Consider the following 17,121-nt stretch of genomic DNA (forward strand, 5'->3'; position numbering starts at 1 on the left):
GACACCCGCACGACGGCAACGACCGCCACCGCCCCGATTGTTGTTGTTGCCGGTCACACCTCGGTCATCCCCGTCACCGCGCCCACCGGGTCCGTGTCCGGCTCGCCCTCCGGCCACCAGTCGGCCGCGCCCGGCTCGCTCTCGTAGGGGTACCAGCGGCCGTCCCTGCCGTAGCGGAGTTGGAGCGTGCCCTCCTCGTTGGTGAGGTGGTTGCGGTGGATCGTCATGCGCGGGAGGTCCGCCGAGATCAGTGCGCCGCGCGCCCGGTCGAAGGGGCCGGCCGGGGGGTCCCAGGGGGTCTCCAGGACCGCCAGGCCCTCCTCGCCGCCCTGGCGCCAGGCGGCCGCCGCGCGGGAGAGGGCCGCGGCCGTGCTCCCCACCGACCCGGCCAGTTCGGCGAACTGGCGGCTGAACGTGCGGCGGCCCGTCAAGCCCGGGTGCGAGGCCGCCAGGCGGACCGCGTCGTGCCAGGGCGACGTCGCCGTGAAGGGGTCCGTGCCCGCCGTGAGGAACGCGTGGGCGCGCGCCGCCGCGTCCGTCACCAGGAATTCGAGTGCCATCGGGTCCGGCGCGCCGGAAGCCTCGGGCAGGACCGGCGGCCGGCCCGGGTGCGGCGGGGGCGCGAGGGGCGCGGGCAGCGGGGAGCGGTACTCCGTGGCCAGCACCTCGCGCGCCAGGACGCCGGGAGGGGTGGGCAGGCTGGGAGAGGTGGGGGCGTCCGTGGCGGCGGGCGCCGGGAGCGACGTGGTCGTGGGGGGCTCGGTCGCGGTGGCCGGGGGCGGCTCGTTGCCGGTGGCCGCAGGCGACTCGGTACCGGTCAACGTGGCTGGCTTGCTGCCGGTGGCCGCAGGCGACTCGATACCGGTCAACGTGGGCCGCTCGATGCCCACGGCCGCAGGCCGCTCGGCGCCCGTGACCACCGGCCGCTCGGTGCCGGTAGGCGTTGCGGCGCCGGTAGGCATTGCCTGGGCGGTGGGCGTTGCGGGGGCGGTGCCCCTGAGGGGGTGGGGGGATGGGGCCCCGTCGGGCCGGGCGGATTTCCGGAGGCCTTCGGTCGTGGGGCCGGACTCGGCGTGGCGCTCCGCGGAGTCGCCGAGGGCCCCGTGCCGGACCTGGTGGTCCGCTCTGCGGGCGTCCGCCTCCTCCTCGACCGCCCTGCGCGCGTTCCTGCGGGACAGCTCGTCCAGGAGGTCCCCCTCCTCGCCGCCGCGCAGCAGCAGGAGCACGAAGGGGTCCGCGTCCAGGAGGCGGGCCGTCTGGTACGCCAGGGCGGCCGCGTGCTTGCAGGGGTGGCCGCGGTCGGGGCAGGTGCAGGACGGGGCCAGTTCGCGGCCGCCGGGCAGCAGGGGGACGTCCGCGCGGGTCGCCGCGTCGGCCAGGGCGTGCGGCATCTCCTTGTCCAGGAGCGCCGCGATGTGCGCGGGGTCCGTGGCCACGGCGTCCAGGAAGCGGTCCCAGTGCTCGGGCAGCATGGTGCGCAGCCGGATCTCCGCGCGGTACGGGCGGGGGCGGCTGCCGTGGACGTACGCCACGATGCGGCCCGGTGCGACCGTGATCGTGTCGACCGCGCCCTCGCGCGCGTACGCGCGGCCGCGGGCCAGCCGGGCCTGGTCCAGGGCGCTCTCCTCCAGCGCGTCGATCCAGGCGTTCCCCCACCAGGAGGCGGCGAACGGCTCCGCCGGGTCGGGGTGCGCCGGCAGCGCGGGGAAGACGCGGCCGCTGCCCATGCGGCTCGTCTCGCTCATCCCGCTGGCCCAGCCGAGCCCGCCGCCCCGACCGCCGCCGGACCGGCCGGCCCCGCCCGGGACACCGCGCCGGCCGCCGGCCCCGCCCACGCCACCCCGCCCGTTCACGACGTCCTCCTGAGCGCCACCAGGTCGGCCAGCTCCGCGTCCGACAGTTCCGTGAGCGCCGTCTCGCCGCCGTCACCGAGCACCGCGTCCGCCAACGCCTGCTTCGCGGCGAGGAGTTCGGCGATGCGGTCCTCCACCGTGCCCTCGGTGACCAGGCGGTGGACCTGGACCGGCTGGGTCTGGCCGATGCGGTACGCGCGGTCGGTGGCCTGCTCCTCGACCGCGGGGTTCCACCAGCGGTCGTAGTGGATGACGTGGCCCGCCCGGGTCAGGTTCAGGCCCGTGCCCGCCGCCTTCAGGGAGAGCAGGAAGACCGGCACCTCGCCCGACTGGAAGCGGTCCACCATCTGCTCGCGCCGCGCGACCGGCGTGCCGCCGTGCAGGAGCTGGGTGGCGATGCCGCGCGCGGCCAGATGCGACTCCAGGAGGCGGGCCATCTCCACGTACTGCGTGAAGACCAGGACCGCGCCCGCGCTCTCCGACTCGGTGAGGATCGTGTCGAGCAGCTCGTCGAGGAGCTCCAGCTTGCCCGAACGGGGGCGGCCCGTCCGCGTGGTGAGCAGGCCGTCCTTGAGGTACTGCGCGGGGTGGTTGCAGATCTGCTTCAGCGCCATCAGGAGCTTCATGACCAGGCCGCGGCGTGCGATGCCGTCCGACGCCTCGATGCGGGCCAGCGTCTCGCGCACCACCGCCTCGTAGAGCGAGGTCTGCTCGCGGGTGAGGGTGACGGGGTGGTCGGTCTCCGTCTTCGGCGGGAGCTCGGGAGCGATCCCCGGGTCCGACTTCTTGCGGCGCAGCAGGAAGGGGCGGACCAGCCGGGCGAGGCGGTCCAGCGCCTCGTCGTCCGCCCCGGTGCCCGCGGGGTCGCCGCCCTCGACCAGGCGGGCGTGGCGGGCACGGAACGCCTTGAGGGGGCCGAGCAGGCCGGGGGTCGTCCAGTCGAGCAGGGCCCACAGCTCGGAGAGGTTGTTCTCCACGGGGGTGCCGGTGAGCGCCACCCTGGCCGGGGAGGGGATCGTGCGGAGCGCCTTCGCCGTCGCCGCGTGCGGGTTCTTGACGTGCTGCGCCTCGTCCGCGACCACCAGGCCCCAGCGCTGCGCGGCCAGTTCGGACGCGCTGGTGCGCATCGTGCCGTACGTGGTGAGGACGAAGCCGCCCTGGACGTCCAGGCCGGTGAGCGTGCGCCCGGTGCCGTGGAAACGGCGTACGGGCACGCCCGGCGCGAACCGCTCGATCTCCCGCTGCCAGTTGCCCAGCAGCGAGGCGGGGCAGACCACGAGGGTCGGCGCGGGGTGGGCGCGGTGCAGGTGGAGGGCGATCAGCGTGATCGTCTTGCCGAGGCCCATGTCGTCGGCGAGGCAGCCGCCGAGGCCCAGCGAGGTCATGCGGTCGAGCCAGGCCAGGCCCTTGAGCTGGTAGTCGCGCAGGGTGGCGTGCAGGCCGGGCGGCTGGGCGACCACGTCCAGCTCGCCCGTCACCCGCTCGCGCAGCTCGGCGAGCGCGCCGACGGGGACGGCCGGCACCCGCTCGCCGTCGACCTCCGCGGTGCCGGTGAGGGCGACGGAGAGGGCGTCGACCGGGTCGAGCAGCCCGAGGTCGCGCTTGCGCGCCCTGCGGACCAGCTCGGGGTCGACCAGGACCCACTGGTCACGGAGCCGGACGACCGGCCGGTGCGCCTCCGCGAGCAGGTCGAGCTCGGCCTCGGTCAGCGGCTCCGCCTGGTCGCCGAGCGCCATCTGCCAGCGGAATTCCAGGAGTTGCTCGGTCTTGAAGAAGTCGAAGTTGTCGGCGGCGGTGCCGGGCGCCGGGCGGACGACCGCGGTGGCGGTGAGGCCGCGGGTCAGCTCCCTCGGCCAGTGCACGGCCACTCCGGCGGCGGCGAGCCGACCGGCCGCCGCGCCGAGGAGGTCGTACAACTCCTCCTCGCTCAGCGGGAGTACGTCCGGACGCGGGCGCTCCAGGAGTCGGCCGAGCGGCGGCCATACGCGGGCGGCGCGGCGCAGCGCGAGCAGCGTATCGACGCGGGCCCGCGGCCCGAAGTGGTCGGTGCCCGCCCACAGGCCCGGGACGTCCGTCACGAGCGCGGGGTCGGCGAGGCTGTGCACCTGGACGACGGCGGCGGCCGGGCTGGCGACGGCGGCACGCGGCACGCCCGCACCGGAGCCGGAACCCGAACCGGAGCCGGAGCCGGATTCGGTTTCGGAACCCGAACCGGAGCCATCCGGGTCCGCCCCTCCCCCGGCACTCTCGGCGGCGTCGAACGCCTCGTGCGCCCGCAGGTCGAGGCGGAGCGACACGCGCACCCCGGCGTCCACCCCGGCGGCGACCTCGGCCGCCCACTCGCGCGCGCCGGGCAGCCGCTGGGGCTCGCGCGCGGCGAACGGGGCGCCCACCGCGTACGCCGCCGCGGGGGTCCGCGGCAGTGCGTCCACCACCGCGTCGACGAAGGCTCTGACCAGGGCGAACGGTTGCGGCAGCCGCAGCGGTCCGGGCCCCGGGAGCGGCACCGCGTGCGCCTGTGCGGGCAGCGCGGCGGCGATGGCCCGCAACTGGGCGACGTCGGCCTCGTCCAGCGGTCCCGCCCGCCACGCGTCCAGGTCGCCCGCCGTCAGGCCGGGCAGCATCCGGCCCCGCGCGGCCAGGTGCAGCGCGTGCCGGGCGGCCACGCTCCAGCAGGCGACGGCGGGGTGCGGGCGGGCGGCGCCCAGGAGCAGCGGCACTGCCTCGGCGACCGGCAGGAAGAGCGCGGGCACGGTCCGGGCGCGGGCCCCCTTGCCGTGCTTGCGCGCGACGACGAGCTCACCCCGCCGCACCACTTCGCGCCCACCCCGCACCGCGTCGGGATCGAGCGCCTCCTCCGGCACCGCACCGGACACGTCATCCCGTACCGCACCGAGCACCCCATCGCGTACCGAGCCGACCGCGTCGTCCCCTACCGCACCGAGCACCCCATCGCGTACCGAGCCGAGCGCGTCGTCCCCTACCGCTTCGAGCGCATCGCCCCGCACCGCGTCGAGCTCCGGGGGCTCGCCGCCGTCCGGGCGCCAGAACGCGATCCGCCCCTCCCGGGGCACCTCCGCCGGGACGAACACGGCGGCGCAGGACCGCACGAGAGCGGCGCCGCGGGCCGCCGCCCCACCTGCCGTCCCCGTCCCCACCGTCATCGCCACCGCCGTCCCGCTCGCCCCTGCTCACGCCACCTGTCCCCGTGCACGCCACCCTAGGCGAGACCACTGACAACACCGGGTCAGCCACCCGCGGGCCCGTATCCGGCCGGACGTCAACCGCTCCCGGGCAACGAGCGGATGAACACTAGAAGGAAACTTTACTAACAATAATTCACCCCGAGTTATTGACGCGCACATGCCGCATCGCCAGGATTCCCCGGGACGGCTCGGCACCCCCCACGCCACCCGAGGAGACGGACATGCCGCTCACCCCTCGCACCACGTCCCGCAGCAACACCACCGCACGCACGCGCAGGGTCCGTCGGGGCATCCCCCTCGCCACGGGCAGCTCGCTCGCACTCGTCGGCGGGGTGCTGCTCTGGTCGCCCGCCGGGGCGGCCGACGCCTCCCCCACCGCCGCCAGGGCCGCCTTCACGGCGGTCGCCGCGGGCGACATCGCCGAGCAGTGCACGGCGAGCAGCAGCAGCTGCAAGCACCCCAGGACGGCTGCCCTGGTCAAGCAGATCAACCCGGCCTTCGTGCTGACCATGGGCGACAACCAGTACGACGACGCCCGCCTGAAGGACTTCCAGAAGTACTACGACACGTCCTGGGGCGCCTTCAAGAGCAGGACGCGCCCCGTCGCGGGCAACCACGAGACCTACGACCCGGCCGGCGCGCTCGCCGGGTACAAGTCCTACTTCGGTTCCGTCGCCTATCCCGACGGCAAGAGCTACTACAGCTACGACCGGGACAACTGGCACTTCATCGCGCTGGACTCCAACAGCTTCGACGACGACGCGCAGATCGACTGGCTCGAGGACGACCTCGCCGCCACCACCAAGAAGTGCGTGGCCGCGTACTGGCACCACCCGCTCTTCTCCTCCGGCGAGCACGGCAACGACCCGGTGAGCCGTCCGGTCTGGAAGCTGCTCTACGACCACAAGGCCGAGCTGGTCCTCAACGGCCACGACCACCACTACGAGCGCTTCGCCCCGCAGAACCCGGACGGCAAGGCCGACGCGAACGGGATCGTCGAGCTGCTCGGCGGGATGGGCGGCGCCAACCCGTACAAGATCGAGGAGGTGCAGCCCAACAGCCAGAAGCGGATCACGAACACCTTCGGCGTCGTCAAGCTGAACTTCACCGACACCGGGTTCTCGTGGAACCTCGTGGCCACCGACGGCTCCACGAAGGACACCAGCCCGTCCTACTCCTGCCGCTGAGTCCGGCGGGAGCGCTGCGATGTACCTCGCTTCCACCGGCGCGGTCGGCGCGGGCGACCCGGCCGCCGGGGCCCCGGAGCGATCCGGGGCCCGGCGCGGCCGGGTCGCCGGACCCGTCCTCGCGCTGGGCGCGGTCAGCCTGGTCACGGACATCTCCTCGGAGATGGTCACCGCCGTCCTGCCGCTCTACTTCGTCCTCCAACTCGGCCTCTCACCCCTCCAGTTCGGCTTCCTCGACGGGCTCTACAACGGCGTCACCGCGCTGGTGCGGCTGGCCGGCGGGTACGCCGCCGACCGCGGCGGGCGGCACAAGCTGGTGGCGGGCGGCGGCTACGCGCTGTCGGCGCTGTCCCGGCTCGGACTGCTGCTCGCGGGCGGCGCCACCGCGGGGATCGGTGCGGCGCTCGCCGCCGACCGCGTCGGCAAGGGCGTGCGCACCGCGCCGCGCGACGCGCTCATCTCGCTGAGCAGTCCGCCCGACGCGCTCGGCCGCGCGTTCGGCGTGCACCGGGCGATGGACACGACGGGCGCGCTGCTCGGGCCGCTCGCCGCGTTCGCCCTGCTGTGGGCGACGGCGGACGCGTACGACGCCGTGTTCGTGGTCAGCTTCTGCTTCGGGCTGCTCGGGGTGCTGCTGCTGGTGGCGTTCGTGCCGGGGCACCTGGACGCCGGACCGCGGACCTCCGCCCGGCAGCACACCGGCCCCGGGCAACGGCACCGCACCCGCGCGGCCGCCGCCGACCCCGGACACCGGCGCCGCCCCGGTGCCGCCACCGCGCTCGGCCTGCTCCGCGTCCCCGCCTTCCGGCGCGTCCTGCTCGCGGCCGCGCTGCTCGGCGCGGCGACCATCGGCGACGCGTTCCTCTATCTCCTCCTGCAGCGGCGGCTGGACTTCGCGGTCTCGTGGTTCCCGCTGCTGCCGCTGGGCTCCGCCGCCGTCTATCTGCTCCTGGCGGTGCCGGCCGGGCGGCTCGCCGACCGCACGGGACGGCGCGTGCCGTTCCTCGCCGGGCACGTGGCGCTGCTCGGCGGCTACCTCCTGCTGCTCTCCCCCGCCGACGGCCCGCCCCTGCTGATCGGCGTACTCCTGCTGCTCGGAATCTTCTACGCGGCCACGGACGGCGTGCTGATGGCGCTGGTCGCCCCCGTGGTCGCCGCGGAGCGGCGGGCGAGCGGCATGGCCGTGCTGCAGACCGGACAGGCGCTGGCCCGGCTCGTGGCGGCGGCCGGGTTCGGCGCCGCCTGGACGCTGTGGGGCGTACGGCCCGCGCTGACCTGCGCGTCCCTCGCGCTGGCCGTGGCGCTCGCCGGCGCCGCCGCGCTCCTGCGGCCCGCCCGGCCGTCCGGCGCCACCGCGCTCCCCGTATCCCGCGAGCCCTCCGACTCCCGCGAGCCCTCCGAAAGGCGCTCATGACCGTCACCCCTGACACAGCGGCCCCGGACGCCCCTGATGCCCCCGACGTCCCCGGGGCGCCCCTGAACCGCGCCCGCCCGCTGCGTTCCCGGATCGTCGCCGTCGCCGTGGCCGCCGCCGTCCTCGCGGGCGTCGCCGTCACGTACACGCTGCACGCGGCGCGGCGTGCCGAACCGGCGGACGCGGTCTCGGAGTTCGGCCTCGACCCGGGGCACCTGTACTTCCGCAGCACGGCCGCGGGCGCGGGCCGGGTCGCGCGGCTCCCGTCGTCCGGCGAGGGCCCCGGCGGGGCCGCCGCGCGCACCACCGGCGGCCCGTCCTGCGAGCGCTTCCACGCCGCCGCGGACACCGGCCTCTGCCTGCAGCGCAGGTCCGGGATCCCGCCCAGGTCGTACGCCGTGGTTCTGGACGGGCACCTCCGCGAGAAGCGCCGTATCGCCCTCACCGGCATCCCCAACCGGGCGCGTGTCTCCGCGTCGGGCCGGATGCTGTCCTGGACGATGTTCGCCACCGGCGACTCCTACGCGGGCTCGTCCTTCTCCACCCGCACCTCGATCCTGGACACCCGCACCGGCTATCTGATCAAGAACATGGAGGAGATCCCCCTCACCCTGGACGGCCGCCGCTACCACGCCCCCGACGTCAACTACTGGGGCGTGACCTTCGCCAAGGACGACAACCGCTTCTACGCGACCGTCTCGACCGAGGGCAGGACCCACCTGGTGCGCGGTGACATGAAGAAGTGGGCCGCCACCGCGCTGCGCACGAACGTCGAGTGCCCCTCCCTCTCCCCCGACAACACCCGCATCGCCTTCAAGAAGCGGGTACGGAAGGGGACCCGGGACCCCTGGCGGCTGTACGTCCTGGACCTGCGGACGATGCGCGAGCACCCGCTCGCCGAGCGGCGCGGCGTCGACGACCAGGCGGCCTGGCTGGACGACGGCACCCTCGCGTACGCCCTGCCGGGCGAGGACGGCCGCAAGCAGGACATCTGGTCGACCCCCGCCGACGGCTCGGGGCGGCCCACCTTGCGGGTACGGGGCGGGAGTTCACCGGCGGCGGTGCGCTGAGGCGGCGCGGCACGCCGGAGCGGGTGGCGTGGCGCCACAGCGGGTGGCGGGGCGCCGGAGCGTCCGCAGGCGGAGGGGAATGGGGATGCGTACGCGCGTCAGGTCCCGCACGATCACGTCATGACCGATCCCGTACACCCCGGCCCCCTTCCCGCCCCCGCACACCCCGCCGCGCCCGTGCGCACCGTCGTGCCCACCCTCTTCCCGCCACCCGGTTACGCCCACGCCGCCGTCGTCGAGGCCGGCACCCGGCTCGCCTTCATGGCGGGGTCCGTCCCGCTCGACGCCGAGGGGAACCTCGTCGGGGCGGGGGACGTCGCCCGCCAGACCGCGCAGGTGCTCGCCAACCTCGACGAGGCGCTGCGCGCCGTGGGCAGCGACCTGACGCAGGTGGTCGCCAGCACGGTGTACGTGGTCGGCGACGAGCCCGCCACGCTCGGCGCCGCCTGGCAGGTGGTGGACGGCTCCGCGCTGCACGCGGGCCCGCACACCTCGACCCTGCTCGGCACCTCCTGCCTGGGCTACCCGGGCCAGCTCGTCGAGATCACCGCCACCGCCGTCGTCCCCGCCGGCGCCTAGGAAGCGGCCCGGCTGGCCAGGCCGAGGGCGTACTGCGGCCACCACTGGCCCGCCCGCGGCCCGCCCCGGCACGTGCCGTCGGACTCGCCGGGCCGCTTGATCCACAGGTAGGCGTCGAGGGCGGGGTCGCCGGTCCGGGCCGTGGGCGGGGTGCCGAGGGCGCGGCCGGGCGGATTGCACCAGGCGTCCATGCCCCGGTAGGGGCCGTTGCCGTTGCGGCTGCTGTCGATCACGAAGTGCTTGCCGCCGCCGAGCGCCCTGGCGAGCCGGTGCCCGTAGTCCGAACTCACCCTGTTCGTCTGGTGGTTGGCGACGTTCACCGCGAAGCCGTCGGCGGCGGCGATGCCGGCCCGGCGCAGCGGGTCGACCAGGCGTCGCTCGTCGGGGATCCAGCTCGCGTTCCCCGCGTCCAGGTACACCTTCGTGTGCGGGTGGCGCTTGAGCCGCTGGATGGCGTACGTGAGCAGTCCGTACCGCTCCGCGGAGTTCGCGCGCGGGCAGCCCGCCACCAGTTGGGCGACGGCGTCCGGTTCCAGGATCACGTACGCGCCGTGGGTGCCGAGCCCCGAGGCGAAGCCGTCGATCCACTGGCGGTAGTGGGCGGCGTCGCGGGCGCCGCCCGAGGAGTACGCGCCGCAGTCGCGGTGCGGCACGAAGTAGGCGACCAGGACGGCGGTGCGCCGCGCCTTCGCGGCCGCCTCGACGAGGGAGCGCACGACCGCGCCGGGCCCGTTGTCGTTCAGCCAGACGGCCTGGGGGCGCCCCGCGATGCGCTCGATCAGCCGGGCGTCGCCGGCCCGGCCCTCCCGCCGCCACTGCGCGGCCTGGCGGGCGGCGGCGCTGTTCGGGGCGACCCAGAAGTCGGGGGCGGCGGCGCCGACGGGCGCGGCCGGGGGCGCGGCGTCCGCGGGCGGCGCGCCGGACGCCCGTCCGCAGCCGGTCGCCGCCGCGCCCAGGAGCAGCGCGGCGGCGAGGACGGCCCGGGTGGCGGTCCGGGTGGCGGCCCAGGGGGAACCGCCGGGGCGGTGGGCACGGAGACGGCGGGGGGACGACGGGGACACCGGGCGGCTCCAGTGGCTGCGGCACCGGTCCGGCCCGGCGCTTTCCCCGGAGTCTGCGGTCGGCCCGCCCCCGCGGGGGCGCACCCGCGCGCCGCCGCGACGACGGTTCACCCATAAATCACTCCGACGGCGGTCCTCCGTGGCCGCTTCCCCAAGTGCGGGCCTTGGGGCGGGGTTTGGCGTAGCCGCCGGCGCGGCTCGTGGTCAGGCCGAGTCCGACGAGCGACTCGGCGAGCCGGACCGCCGCGCCGACCCCGTCCACGACCGGCATGCCGAGCTTGTCGCCGACGGCCTGCTGCAGTCCGGTCATGCCGGCGCAGCCGAGGACGAGGACCTCGGCCCCGGCGTCCCTGGCGCGCTCGGCGGCGGCGAGGAAGGCGCGCAGGGTCCGCTCGTCGTCCGCCGGGTTGCCGAGGTCGAGGACGCCGAGGCCGGTGCCGACGACGGCGGCGCAGTGCTGGGCGACGCCCGCCGCGTGCAGGCTGTCCTCGATGGGGCCGCGGGCGCGGTCGAGGGTGGTGACGACCCCGTAGCGCCGTCCGAGCAAGCAGGCCAGGTGGGCGGCGGCCTCGGTGATGTCGACGACGGGCACGTCGAGGAGTTCGCGGGCGCCCTCGCGGCCGTGCTCGCCGAACCCGGCCAGGACCACGGCGTCGTAGGGCTGCCCCGACTCCTGGTGCGTGCGCAGGGTGTCGAGGACGGCGGCGGCCGAGAGGTAGCTGTCGAGCCAGCCCTCGGCGGACTCGACGCCCCAGGCGGGGGTGAGCCCGGTGACCGTGGTGCCGGGGGACGCCGCCGCGGTGGCGCCCCGCACGATCTCGGCGGTCATGGCCCGGGTCGTGTTGCAGTTGGTGACGACGATGCGCACTAGTCCTCCGCTCCGACGGTCGTGGCCCTGGCGGCCACGCCTCCCGCGGTCCGCTCGGACCGGCACAGCACCGCGTACAGCAGCGCGGCCGTCGCGGTGCCGATGAACCAGGAGTACGGCGCGGCCCGGTCGAAGAAGGGCACGAGCGCGCAGACGGCGGCCACGCCCGCGGTCGGCAGGAAGGCTCCCAGCGCCCGGGGGTTGACGCCCTTGCGGTAGTAGTACGCCGAGCCGGGCTCGGCGCTGAAGAGCGCCTGCGTGTCGATGCGTCCGCGCTTCACCCAGAAGTAGTCGACGGCGATGATCCCGAACAGCGGTCCGAGGAAGGCCCCGAGGCCGCCGAGGAAGTAGTTGACGACGTCCGGGTTGGAGTAGAGGTTCCACGGGGTGACGAGCAGCGCGGCGACCGTGGAGATGATCCCGCCGACCTTGAAGGTGATCTTTTGCGGCCAGACGTTGGCCAGGTCGTACGCGGGTGAGACGAAGTTGGCGACGATGTTCACGCCCATCGTGGCGACGGCGAAGGTGAGCGCGCCGAAGACGAGGACCCAGGTGTTGCCGATCTCGGCGACGAGTTCGGCGGGGTCGGTGATGGCCTTGCCGAAGACCTCCAGGCTGCCCGCGGTGACGACGACCGAGAGGATCACGAAGGCCGTCGAGTTGATGGGCAGGCCCCAGAAGTTGCCGCGCTTGACGGTGCGGTAGTCGGGCGCGAAGCGGGAGAAGTCGCAGAAGTTGAGCATCAGGGTGCCGTAGGTGGCGAGGATCAGGCCGATCGCGCCGAACCACTGGCGGACCTGCTCGCCGGTGGAGACGGGATGCGGGGTGGAGGTCAGCGAGATCGTCCAGCCCGCCTTCCAGAGGATCCACACGGCGAGCGCGATCATCACGATCCAGATGGCGGGCCCGCAGAAGTCCTGGAACTTCCGTACGGATTCCATGCCCTGCGTCATGATCAGGCCCTGCACCAGCCAGAGGGCGACGAAGGAGCACCAGCCGAGGGCGTGCAGCCCGAGGAAGGAGTGCTCGGTCCAGGACTCCAGGCCGGGGAAGGCCGCGATCAGCATGACGTTGACGGCGATCGAGGCCAGATAGGTCTGGATGCCGTACCACATGATGGCGATCACGGCCCGGATGAGGGCGGGGACGTTGGCACCCCAGACGCCGAAGCTGATGCGGGCGACGACGGGGAACGGCACGCCGTGGCGCTGGCCGACGCGGCCCATCAGGTTCATCCCCGCGTAGATCAGCACGAAGCCGACCAGGAGCGAGGTGAAGATCTGCCAGACGTTGAGGCCGAGCACCAACAGACCGGCGGCGAAGGTGTAGTTGCCCAGGTTGTGGACGTCGGACATCCACAGCGCGAACAGGTCGAAGACCTTCCACTTGCGTTCGGCGGTGGGGGCGAGGTCCTCGTTGGTCAGGCGCGGATCGGGGACGAAGGCGGGGGCGTGTGTGCGTTGGGCGAGGGACACGGGGCCTCCTGGCGGGGGACGGAGGTGCGGTGGTGGCCGGGACGACGACGGAGCCGCCGCTTTGGTATACCAATTTTTGGTATACCAAAGGTGTCGTCATGTTCCCGCCACCAAGGGCGCCCGGCAATGTCCGCGCGGTTACGAATCGGTAAATCGATGCGGGGTTCGGCCATGATGGACACCATGACGACCGTGGAGCAGCCGCTGGCCGCCGTACGCGAACGCGTGCTCGCCGAGCTGCGGCAGGAGATCATCGCCGGGCGGCTCGGCCCGGGCGACCGGCTGGTGGAGCGCGAACTCGCCGACCGCTTCGGCGTTTCCCGGGTCCCCGTGCGGGAGGCCATCCGCGCCCTGGTCGTCGAGGGCTTCGTCACCTTCGAGACGCCCCGCAGGACCGTGGTGCGCCCGCTGACCCGCACCGACGTGACCGAACTCTTCGAGCTCCGCGAGGCGTTGGAGGTCTATGCGGCGGGCCGGGCGGCGGAGCGGGCCACGCCCGAGGGCCTCGCGGAGCTGAAGTCCCTGCTCGGCCGGGCGGCGAGGGCGACCCGTACGGCGGACGCCGAGGCGATCACGGACATCAACACCCGCTTCCACGACCAGATCCTCGCGATGGCGGGCAACTCCCTGCTCGCCTCGGTGATGGAGCCGGTCGACGGCAGGCTGCGCTGGATGACCCGGCGCAACGAGGAGTGGACGCACCTGCTGGCCGGGCACCGCGAGCTGTACGAGGCGGTGGCGTCCGGCGACGCGGAGCGGGCCCGCGCCCATGCGCTGGCGCACGTGCGCACGAACTACGAGTCGACGGTCCGGCACCTGTTCGGGGACGGCTGACAGGAGGGCCGCTCGCGGTCCGAACCTCAGGCGGCCCGGAACCGGTCCGTCGCCGCCACCAGCTCCTCCGCGATCCCCCGCGCCCCGGCGTTGTGCCCCGCGTCGTCGACCAGCACCAACTCGCTGTCCTTCCAGGCTTGTTGCAGCCGCCACGGGATGCCCAGCAGGTTCCCGAAGTCCAGACTGCCCTGCACCATCACCCCGGGGATCCCCCGCAGGGAGCCCGCGTCGCGCAGGACGACCTCGTCGCCGCCCAGCCAGTGGTCGTGGGCGAAGTAGTGCGTGACGGTGCGCGCGAAGCCGGCCCGGAAGGCCGCGTCCTCGTACCGCGGGACCGACCTCGGCGGGGCCGGCACGATCGCCGTCTCCCAGTCCGTCCAGGCCCGGGCCGCCCGCGCGCGCACCGCGGCGTCCGGCGACCGGAGGAGCCGGTGGTAGGCCGCGGCGAGGTCGCCGTCCCGCTCCCCCTCAGGCACCCCGGCGCGGAAGGCCTCCCACGCCTCGGGGAAGATCCGCCCCAGGCCGCGCGTCAGGAGCTCCACCTCGGCCCGGCTGCCCGTGGCGACGCCCGTGAGGACGAGTTCCGAGACCCGGTCCGGATGCGTCTGGGCGTACCGCAGGCCCAGCACGGACCCGAAGGAGACGCCCCACACCAGCCACCGCCCGATGCCCAGGTGGCGGCGGAGCAGCTCCAGGTCGGCGATCAGGTGCCCGACGGTGTTGACGCCCAGGTCGGTGGCCGGGTCGCTCGCGGGCGGCGTGGACCGGCCCGCGCCGCGCTGGTCGAGCAGGACGATCCGGTACGCCTCCGGGTCGAAGTACCGGCGGAAGAAGGGCGTGCAGCCGGAGCCGGGCCCGCCGTGCAGGACGACGGCGGGCTTGCCCCGGGGGTTGCCGCAGACCTCCCAGTACACGCGGTTGCCGTCGCCGACGTCGAGCAGGCCGTGGTCGTGGGGTTCGATGTCCGGGTAGAGGCCCATCACGGCACCCTAACGTCCCGGCGGATCACTCCGCCCTGGCGTTCCGCATCCGCCCGTAGGCGTACACGCAGCCTGCGAGCGCCAGGTCCGAGAGCAGCATGAAGCCGATGGAGTACGAGTCCTTCGCGCTGTAGATCGCGCCCATGACCAGGGGCGGGACGAAGCCGCCGAGGCCGCCGACGGCGCCCACGATGCCGGTCACGGAACCCACCTGGGGCTGCGGGGTGACCTGGGAGACCAGGGCGAAGACGCTGCCGCTGGCGGTGCCGAGACCGGCCGCCATGAGCAGGAAGCAGATCGTGCCCATCGGGTTCAGCTTCGGGTCGAAGGCCTGCACGACGGCGAAGAGGGCGACGACCGCCAGGGCGACCGAGGTGACCGTCGCCGGGTGGATGCGGTCGGAGAGCCAGCCGCCGACCGGCCGGAAGATCACGGTGACCAGCGCGAAGCCGGCCGCCTTGGTGCCGGCGTCGGTCGGCGAGAGGTCGTACCAGGTCTTCAGATACGTGGGCAGGTACACGCCGAAGGCGACGATGCCGCCGAAGCCGATCGCGTAGAGCGCGGACAGCTCCCAGGTCACCCGCAGCCGTCCGGCCTGGCCGAGCCGGGAGCCCAGCGAGGTGGTGGGCACCGGCCGGTCCGGGCGGTCGGTGATGAGCAGCGCGGCCAGCACCGCGTAGGCGGCGAGCGCGATGGCCACGACGAGGAACGGCAGGTTCTCGCCGTGCTTGGCGATGCGCGGCGTGAAGTACCCGGAGAGGGCCACACCGCCCATGCCCATGCCGAACACGCCGAGCGCGAAGCCCCGGTGGGCGGGCGGGAACCAGGAGTTCACCAGCGGGATGCCGATGGCGAACGTGGTGCCGCCGAGGCCCAGCAGGAAGCCGACCGCGAGCATCGCGCCGAAGCTGTTCCTGGCCGGGATGATCAGCAGCACCGGGATGATGGTGAGCGCCGAGACGATCGGGAACATCCGCCGCGCGCCGAGCCGGTCGGTGAGGGCACCCACCGGGACGCGGCCCAGCGAACCCACGATGACCGGTACGGCGACCAGCAGCGACTGCTGGAAGGAGCTCAGGCCGAGCCGGTCCTTGAAGTCGCTGCCGAGCGGCGCGACCAGGTCCCAGGCCCAGAAGGTGAGCGTGAAGCCGATGGTCGCCATCGCCAGGTTGCGGTAGGCGGCGGCGGGGGGCCTGGCTGCCGGAGTCTCGTGGGTCTGGTTCACGGTCCCACGCTAGGAACCGGTGCCCGGCGGGGCCTGCGATGCTGGGCCGTCCGGGTGCAGTCCCGCCGCCGTCGCCGCTCCGCGCAGCACGTCCCGCAGCATCTCGGGCGTCAGCCGTCCGGTGAAGGTGTTGCGCTGGCTGACGTGGAAGCAGCCGAAGAGGTCGAGCGGGCGCCCGGCCGGCCCGCCGGCCAGCGTCACCCGCGCGCCGTGCCCGAAGGCGGGCCGGGGGCGCGGCACCGTCCAGCCCGCCGCCGCGAAGGCGGGCAGCGCGGCCTGCCAGCCGAAGGCGCCCAGCACGACCACGGCCCGCAGGCCCGGCGCGAGCAGCCGCAGCTCGTCCTCCAGCCAGGGGCGGCAGGTGTCGCGCTCCCGCGGGGTCGGCTTGTTGGCGGGCGGCGCGCAGTGCACGGGCGAGGTGATGCGGGTGCCGTACAGGGCCAGGCCGTCGTCGGCGCTCTCGGCGGTGGGCCGCGAGGCGAGGCCGACGTCGTACAGCGCCCGGTAGAGGACCTCGCCGGAGCGGTCGCCGGTGAACATCCGGCCGGTGCGGTTGGCGCCGTGCGCGGCGGGCGCGAGGCCGACGATCAGGAGCGCGGCGTCGTGCGGTCCGAAGCCGGGCACGGGCCGCCCCCAGTACTCCTGGTCCGCGAAGGCGGCGCGCCGGGTGCGCGCGACCTCCTCGCGCCAGTCGACGAGGCGGGGGCAGGCGCGGCAGCCGACGAGCCGCGCGTCGAGCTCACTGAGGCCGTCCATGACCTCCACCGTAGGGGCCGCCGCGCACGGCGGTGCGGGCGGCGGTCAGGGCGTGGGGGCCTGCCGGGCGCGCTCCTGGTGGCGGCGCGCCTTGAGGCGGTTGCCGCAGGACTTCATCGAGCACCAGCGGGCGGTGTTGCCGCGGCTGCGGTCGATGAGGAAGAGCCGGCATTCGTCGTTGCCGCAAGGCCGCAGGCGGCCCGGCCTGCGGTCCATGAGGTCGTACCAGGCGAGGACGAGTTCCACCGCGAGCGTCCGCTCGGGCGGCACGTCGAGCCGCCACCGCAGGCCTGCCCCTGCGGCCTCGGGGACCTTGCGGACGTCGGCGAGGATCTCCCGCATCGCCTCGTCGGGCACGGGGCCGCGGGTGGCGGTCTGGAGCACGTCCCTGGCGGTGCGCAGCCAGTGGAGCGACGCGGCGTCGCCGCTGCCGCCGTGCGCCCGCGCCCACTGCCGCGGTGCGGCGTCGTCGGCCCACAGGTCCCGCGGGCGGCCCTCCACCACGGGGGTGCTGTTCAGCGCTTCGAGCAGCGCTTCTTCGTCGATCATGCGTGCCACCTCCCCGGCTAACCCCATTCAGGGACTTGACAGGTTACATCGGATCCGGTCCACT

The 17,121-nt window shown here is 74.6% G+C and carries 14 protein-coding genes; 5 read left to right on the forward strand and 9 right to left on the reverse strand.

Annotated features, from left to right (window positions below; all coding sequences use genetic code 11):
* Positions 1-53: 53 nt before the first annotated feature.
* Together ACFYXE_RS33400 and ACFYXE_RS33405 are read right to left on the reverse strand one after the other, a co-directional pair.
* Positions 54-1,745: an SWIM zinc finger family protein gene (locus ACFYXE_RS33400; protein WP_389319067.1), complete on the reverse strand. Its 1,692-nt coding sequence runs from the start codon at positions 1,743-1,745 to the stop codon at positions 54-56.
* A gap of 104 nt (positions 1,746-1,849) precedes the next feature.
* Positions 1,850-5,017 carry a DEAD/DEAH box helicase gene (locus tag ACFYXE_RS33405; RefSeq protein ID WP_389319069.1) on the reverse strand — a complete coding sequence of 1,056 codons (3,168 nt, stop codon included), beginning with the start codon at positions 5,015-5,017 and terminating at the stop codon, positions 1,850-1,852.
* 263 nt (positions 5,018-5,280) lie between these two features.
* Between ACFYXE_RS33405 and ACFYXE_RS33410 the strand changes: the two genes are divergently transcribed.
* The 4 genes from ACFYXE_RS33410 (at position 5,281) to ACFYXE_RS33425 (ending at position 9,309) form a co-directional block, all read left to right on the forward strand.
* Positions 5,281-6,246, forward strand: a complete 966-nt coding sequence (locus ACFYXE_RS33410; RefSeq protein ID WP_389319071.1) for a metallophosphoesterase family protein — start codon at positions 5,281-5,283, stop codon at positions 6,244-6,246.
* 19 nt (positions 6,247-6,265) lie between these two features.
* Entirely contained in the window at positions 6,266-7,660 is a 1,395-nt protein-coding gene (locus ACFYXE_RS33415) for an MFS transporter (RefSeq protein ID WP_389319073.1), read from the forward strand.
* Positions 7,657-8,730, forward strand: a complete 1,074-nt coding sequence (locus tag ACFYXE_RS33420; protein WP_389319075.1) for a hypothetical protein — start codon at positions 7,657-7,659, stop codon at positions 8,728-8,730. The genes ACFYXE_RS33415 and ACFYXE_RS33420 overlap by 4 nt, the downstream gene beginning before the upstream one ends.
* A 120-nt stretch (positions 8,731-8,850) precedes the next feature.
* The gene (locus ACFYXE_RS33425) at positions 8,851-9,309 is read left to right on the forward strand and encodes a RidA family protein (protein ID WP_389319077.1); all 459 of its coding nucleotides are present in this window, start codon (positions 8,851-8,853) and stop codon (positions 9,307-9,309) included.
* Here the strand turns inward: ACFYXE_RS33425 and ACFYXE_RS33430 are convergent.
* From ACFYXE_RS33430 to ACFYXE_RS33440, 3 genes are all read right to left on the reverse strand, one after another.
* Entirely contained in the window at positions 9,306-10,271 is a 966-nt protein-coding gene (locus ACFYXE_RS33430; RefSeq protein WP_389319165.1) for a glycoside hydrolase family 6 protein, read from the reverse strand. The genes ACFYXE_RS33425 and ACFYXE_RS33430 overlap by 4 nt on opposite strands.
* A gap of 217 nt (positions 10,272-10,488) precedes the next feature.
* Positions 10,489-11,238 carry an aspartate/glutamate racemase family protein gene (locus ACFYXE_RS33435; RefSeq protein WP_389319079.1) on the reverse strand — a complete coding sequence of 250 codons (750 nt, stop codon included), beginning with the start codon at positions 11,236-11,238 and terminating at the stop codon, positions 10,489-10,491.
* Entirely contained in the window at positions 11,238-12,713 is a 1,476-nt protein-coding gene (locus ACFYXE_RS33440; protein WP_389319081.1) for an NCS1 family nucleobase:cation symporter-1, read from the reverse strand. The genes ACFYXE_RS33435 and ACFYXE_RS33440 overlap by 1 nt, the downstream gene beginning before the upstream one ends.
* 183 nt (positions 12,714-12,896) lie before the next feature.
* Between ACFYXE_RS33440 and ACFYXE_RS33445 the strand changes: the two genes are divergently transcribed.
* A complete protein-coding gene (locus ACFYXE_RS33445; protein WP_389319083.1) occupies positions 12,897-13,547 on the forward strand; it encodes a GntR family transcriptional regulator in 651 nt (216 codons plus the stop codon).
* Between the two features lie 26 nt (positions 13,548-13,573).
* On the opposite strand, the gene pip is transcribed toward ACFYXE_RS33445, so the two are convergent.
* The 4 genes from pip to ACFYXE_RS33465 all read right to left on the reverse strand — a co-directional run bounded on the left by pip (position 13,574) and on the right by ACFYXE_RS33465 (position 17,057).
* Positions 13,574-14,527, reverse strand: a complete 954-nt coding sequence (gene pip / locus ACFYXE_RS33450) for a prolyl aminopeptidase (protein ID WP_389319085.1) — start codon at positions 14,525-14,527, stop codon at positions 13,574-13,576.
* Between the two features lie 25 nt (positions 14,528-14,552).
* Positions 14,553-15,689: an MFS transporter gene (locus ACFYXE_RS33455; protein WP_361170829.1), complete on the reverse strand. Its 1,137-nt coding sequence runs from the start codon at positions 15,687-15,689 to the stop codon at positions 14,553-14,555.
* Positions 15,690-15,761: 72 nt separating this feature from the next.
* Positions 15,762-16,508 (reverse strand): uracil-DNA glycosylase, encoded by a 747-nt coding sequence (locus ACFYXE_RS33460; RefSeq protein WP_389319087.1) that lies wholly within the window; start codon positions 16,506-16,508, stop codon positions 15,762-15,764.
* Positions 16,509-16,553: 45 nt separating this feature from the next.
* On the reverse strand, positions 16,554-17,057 hold the full coding sequence (locus ACFYXE_RS33465) for a CGNR zinc finger domain-containing protein (RefSeq protein ID WP_361170805.1): 504 nt from the start codon (positions 17,055-17,057) through the stop codon (positions 16,554-16,556).
* Between the last annotated feature and the right edge of the window lie 64 nt (positions 17,058-17,121).

The organism is Streptomyces sp. NPDC002564 (assembly GCF_042889645.1).
Taxonomy (GTDB): Bacteria; Actinomycetota; Actinomycetes; order Streptomycetales; family Streptomycetaceae; genus Streptomyces.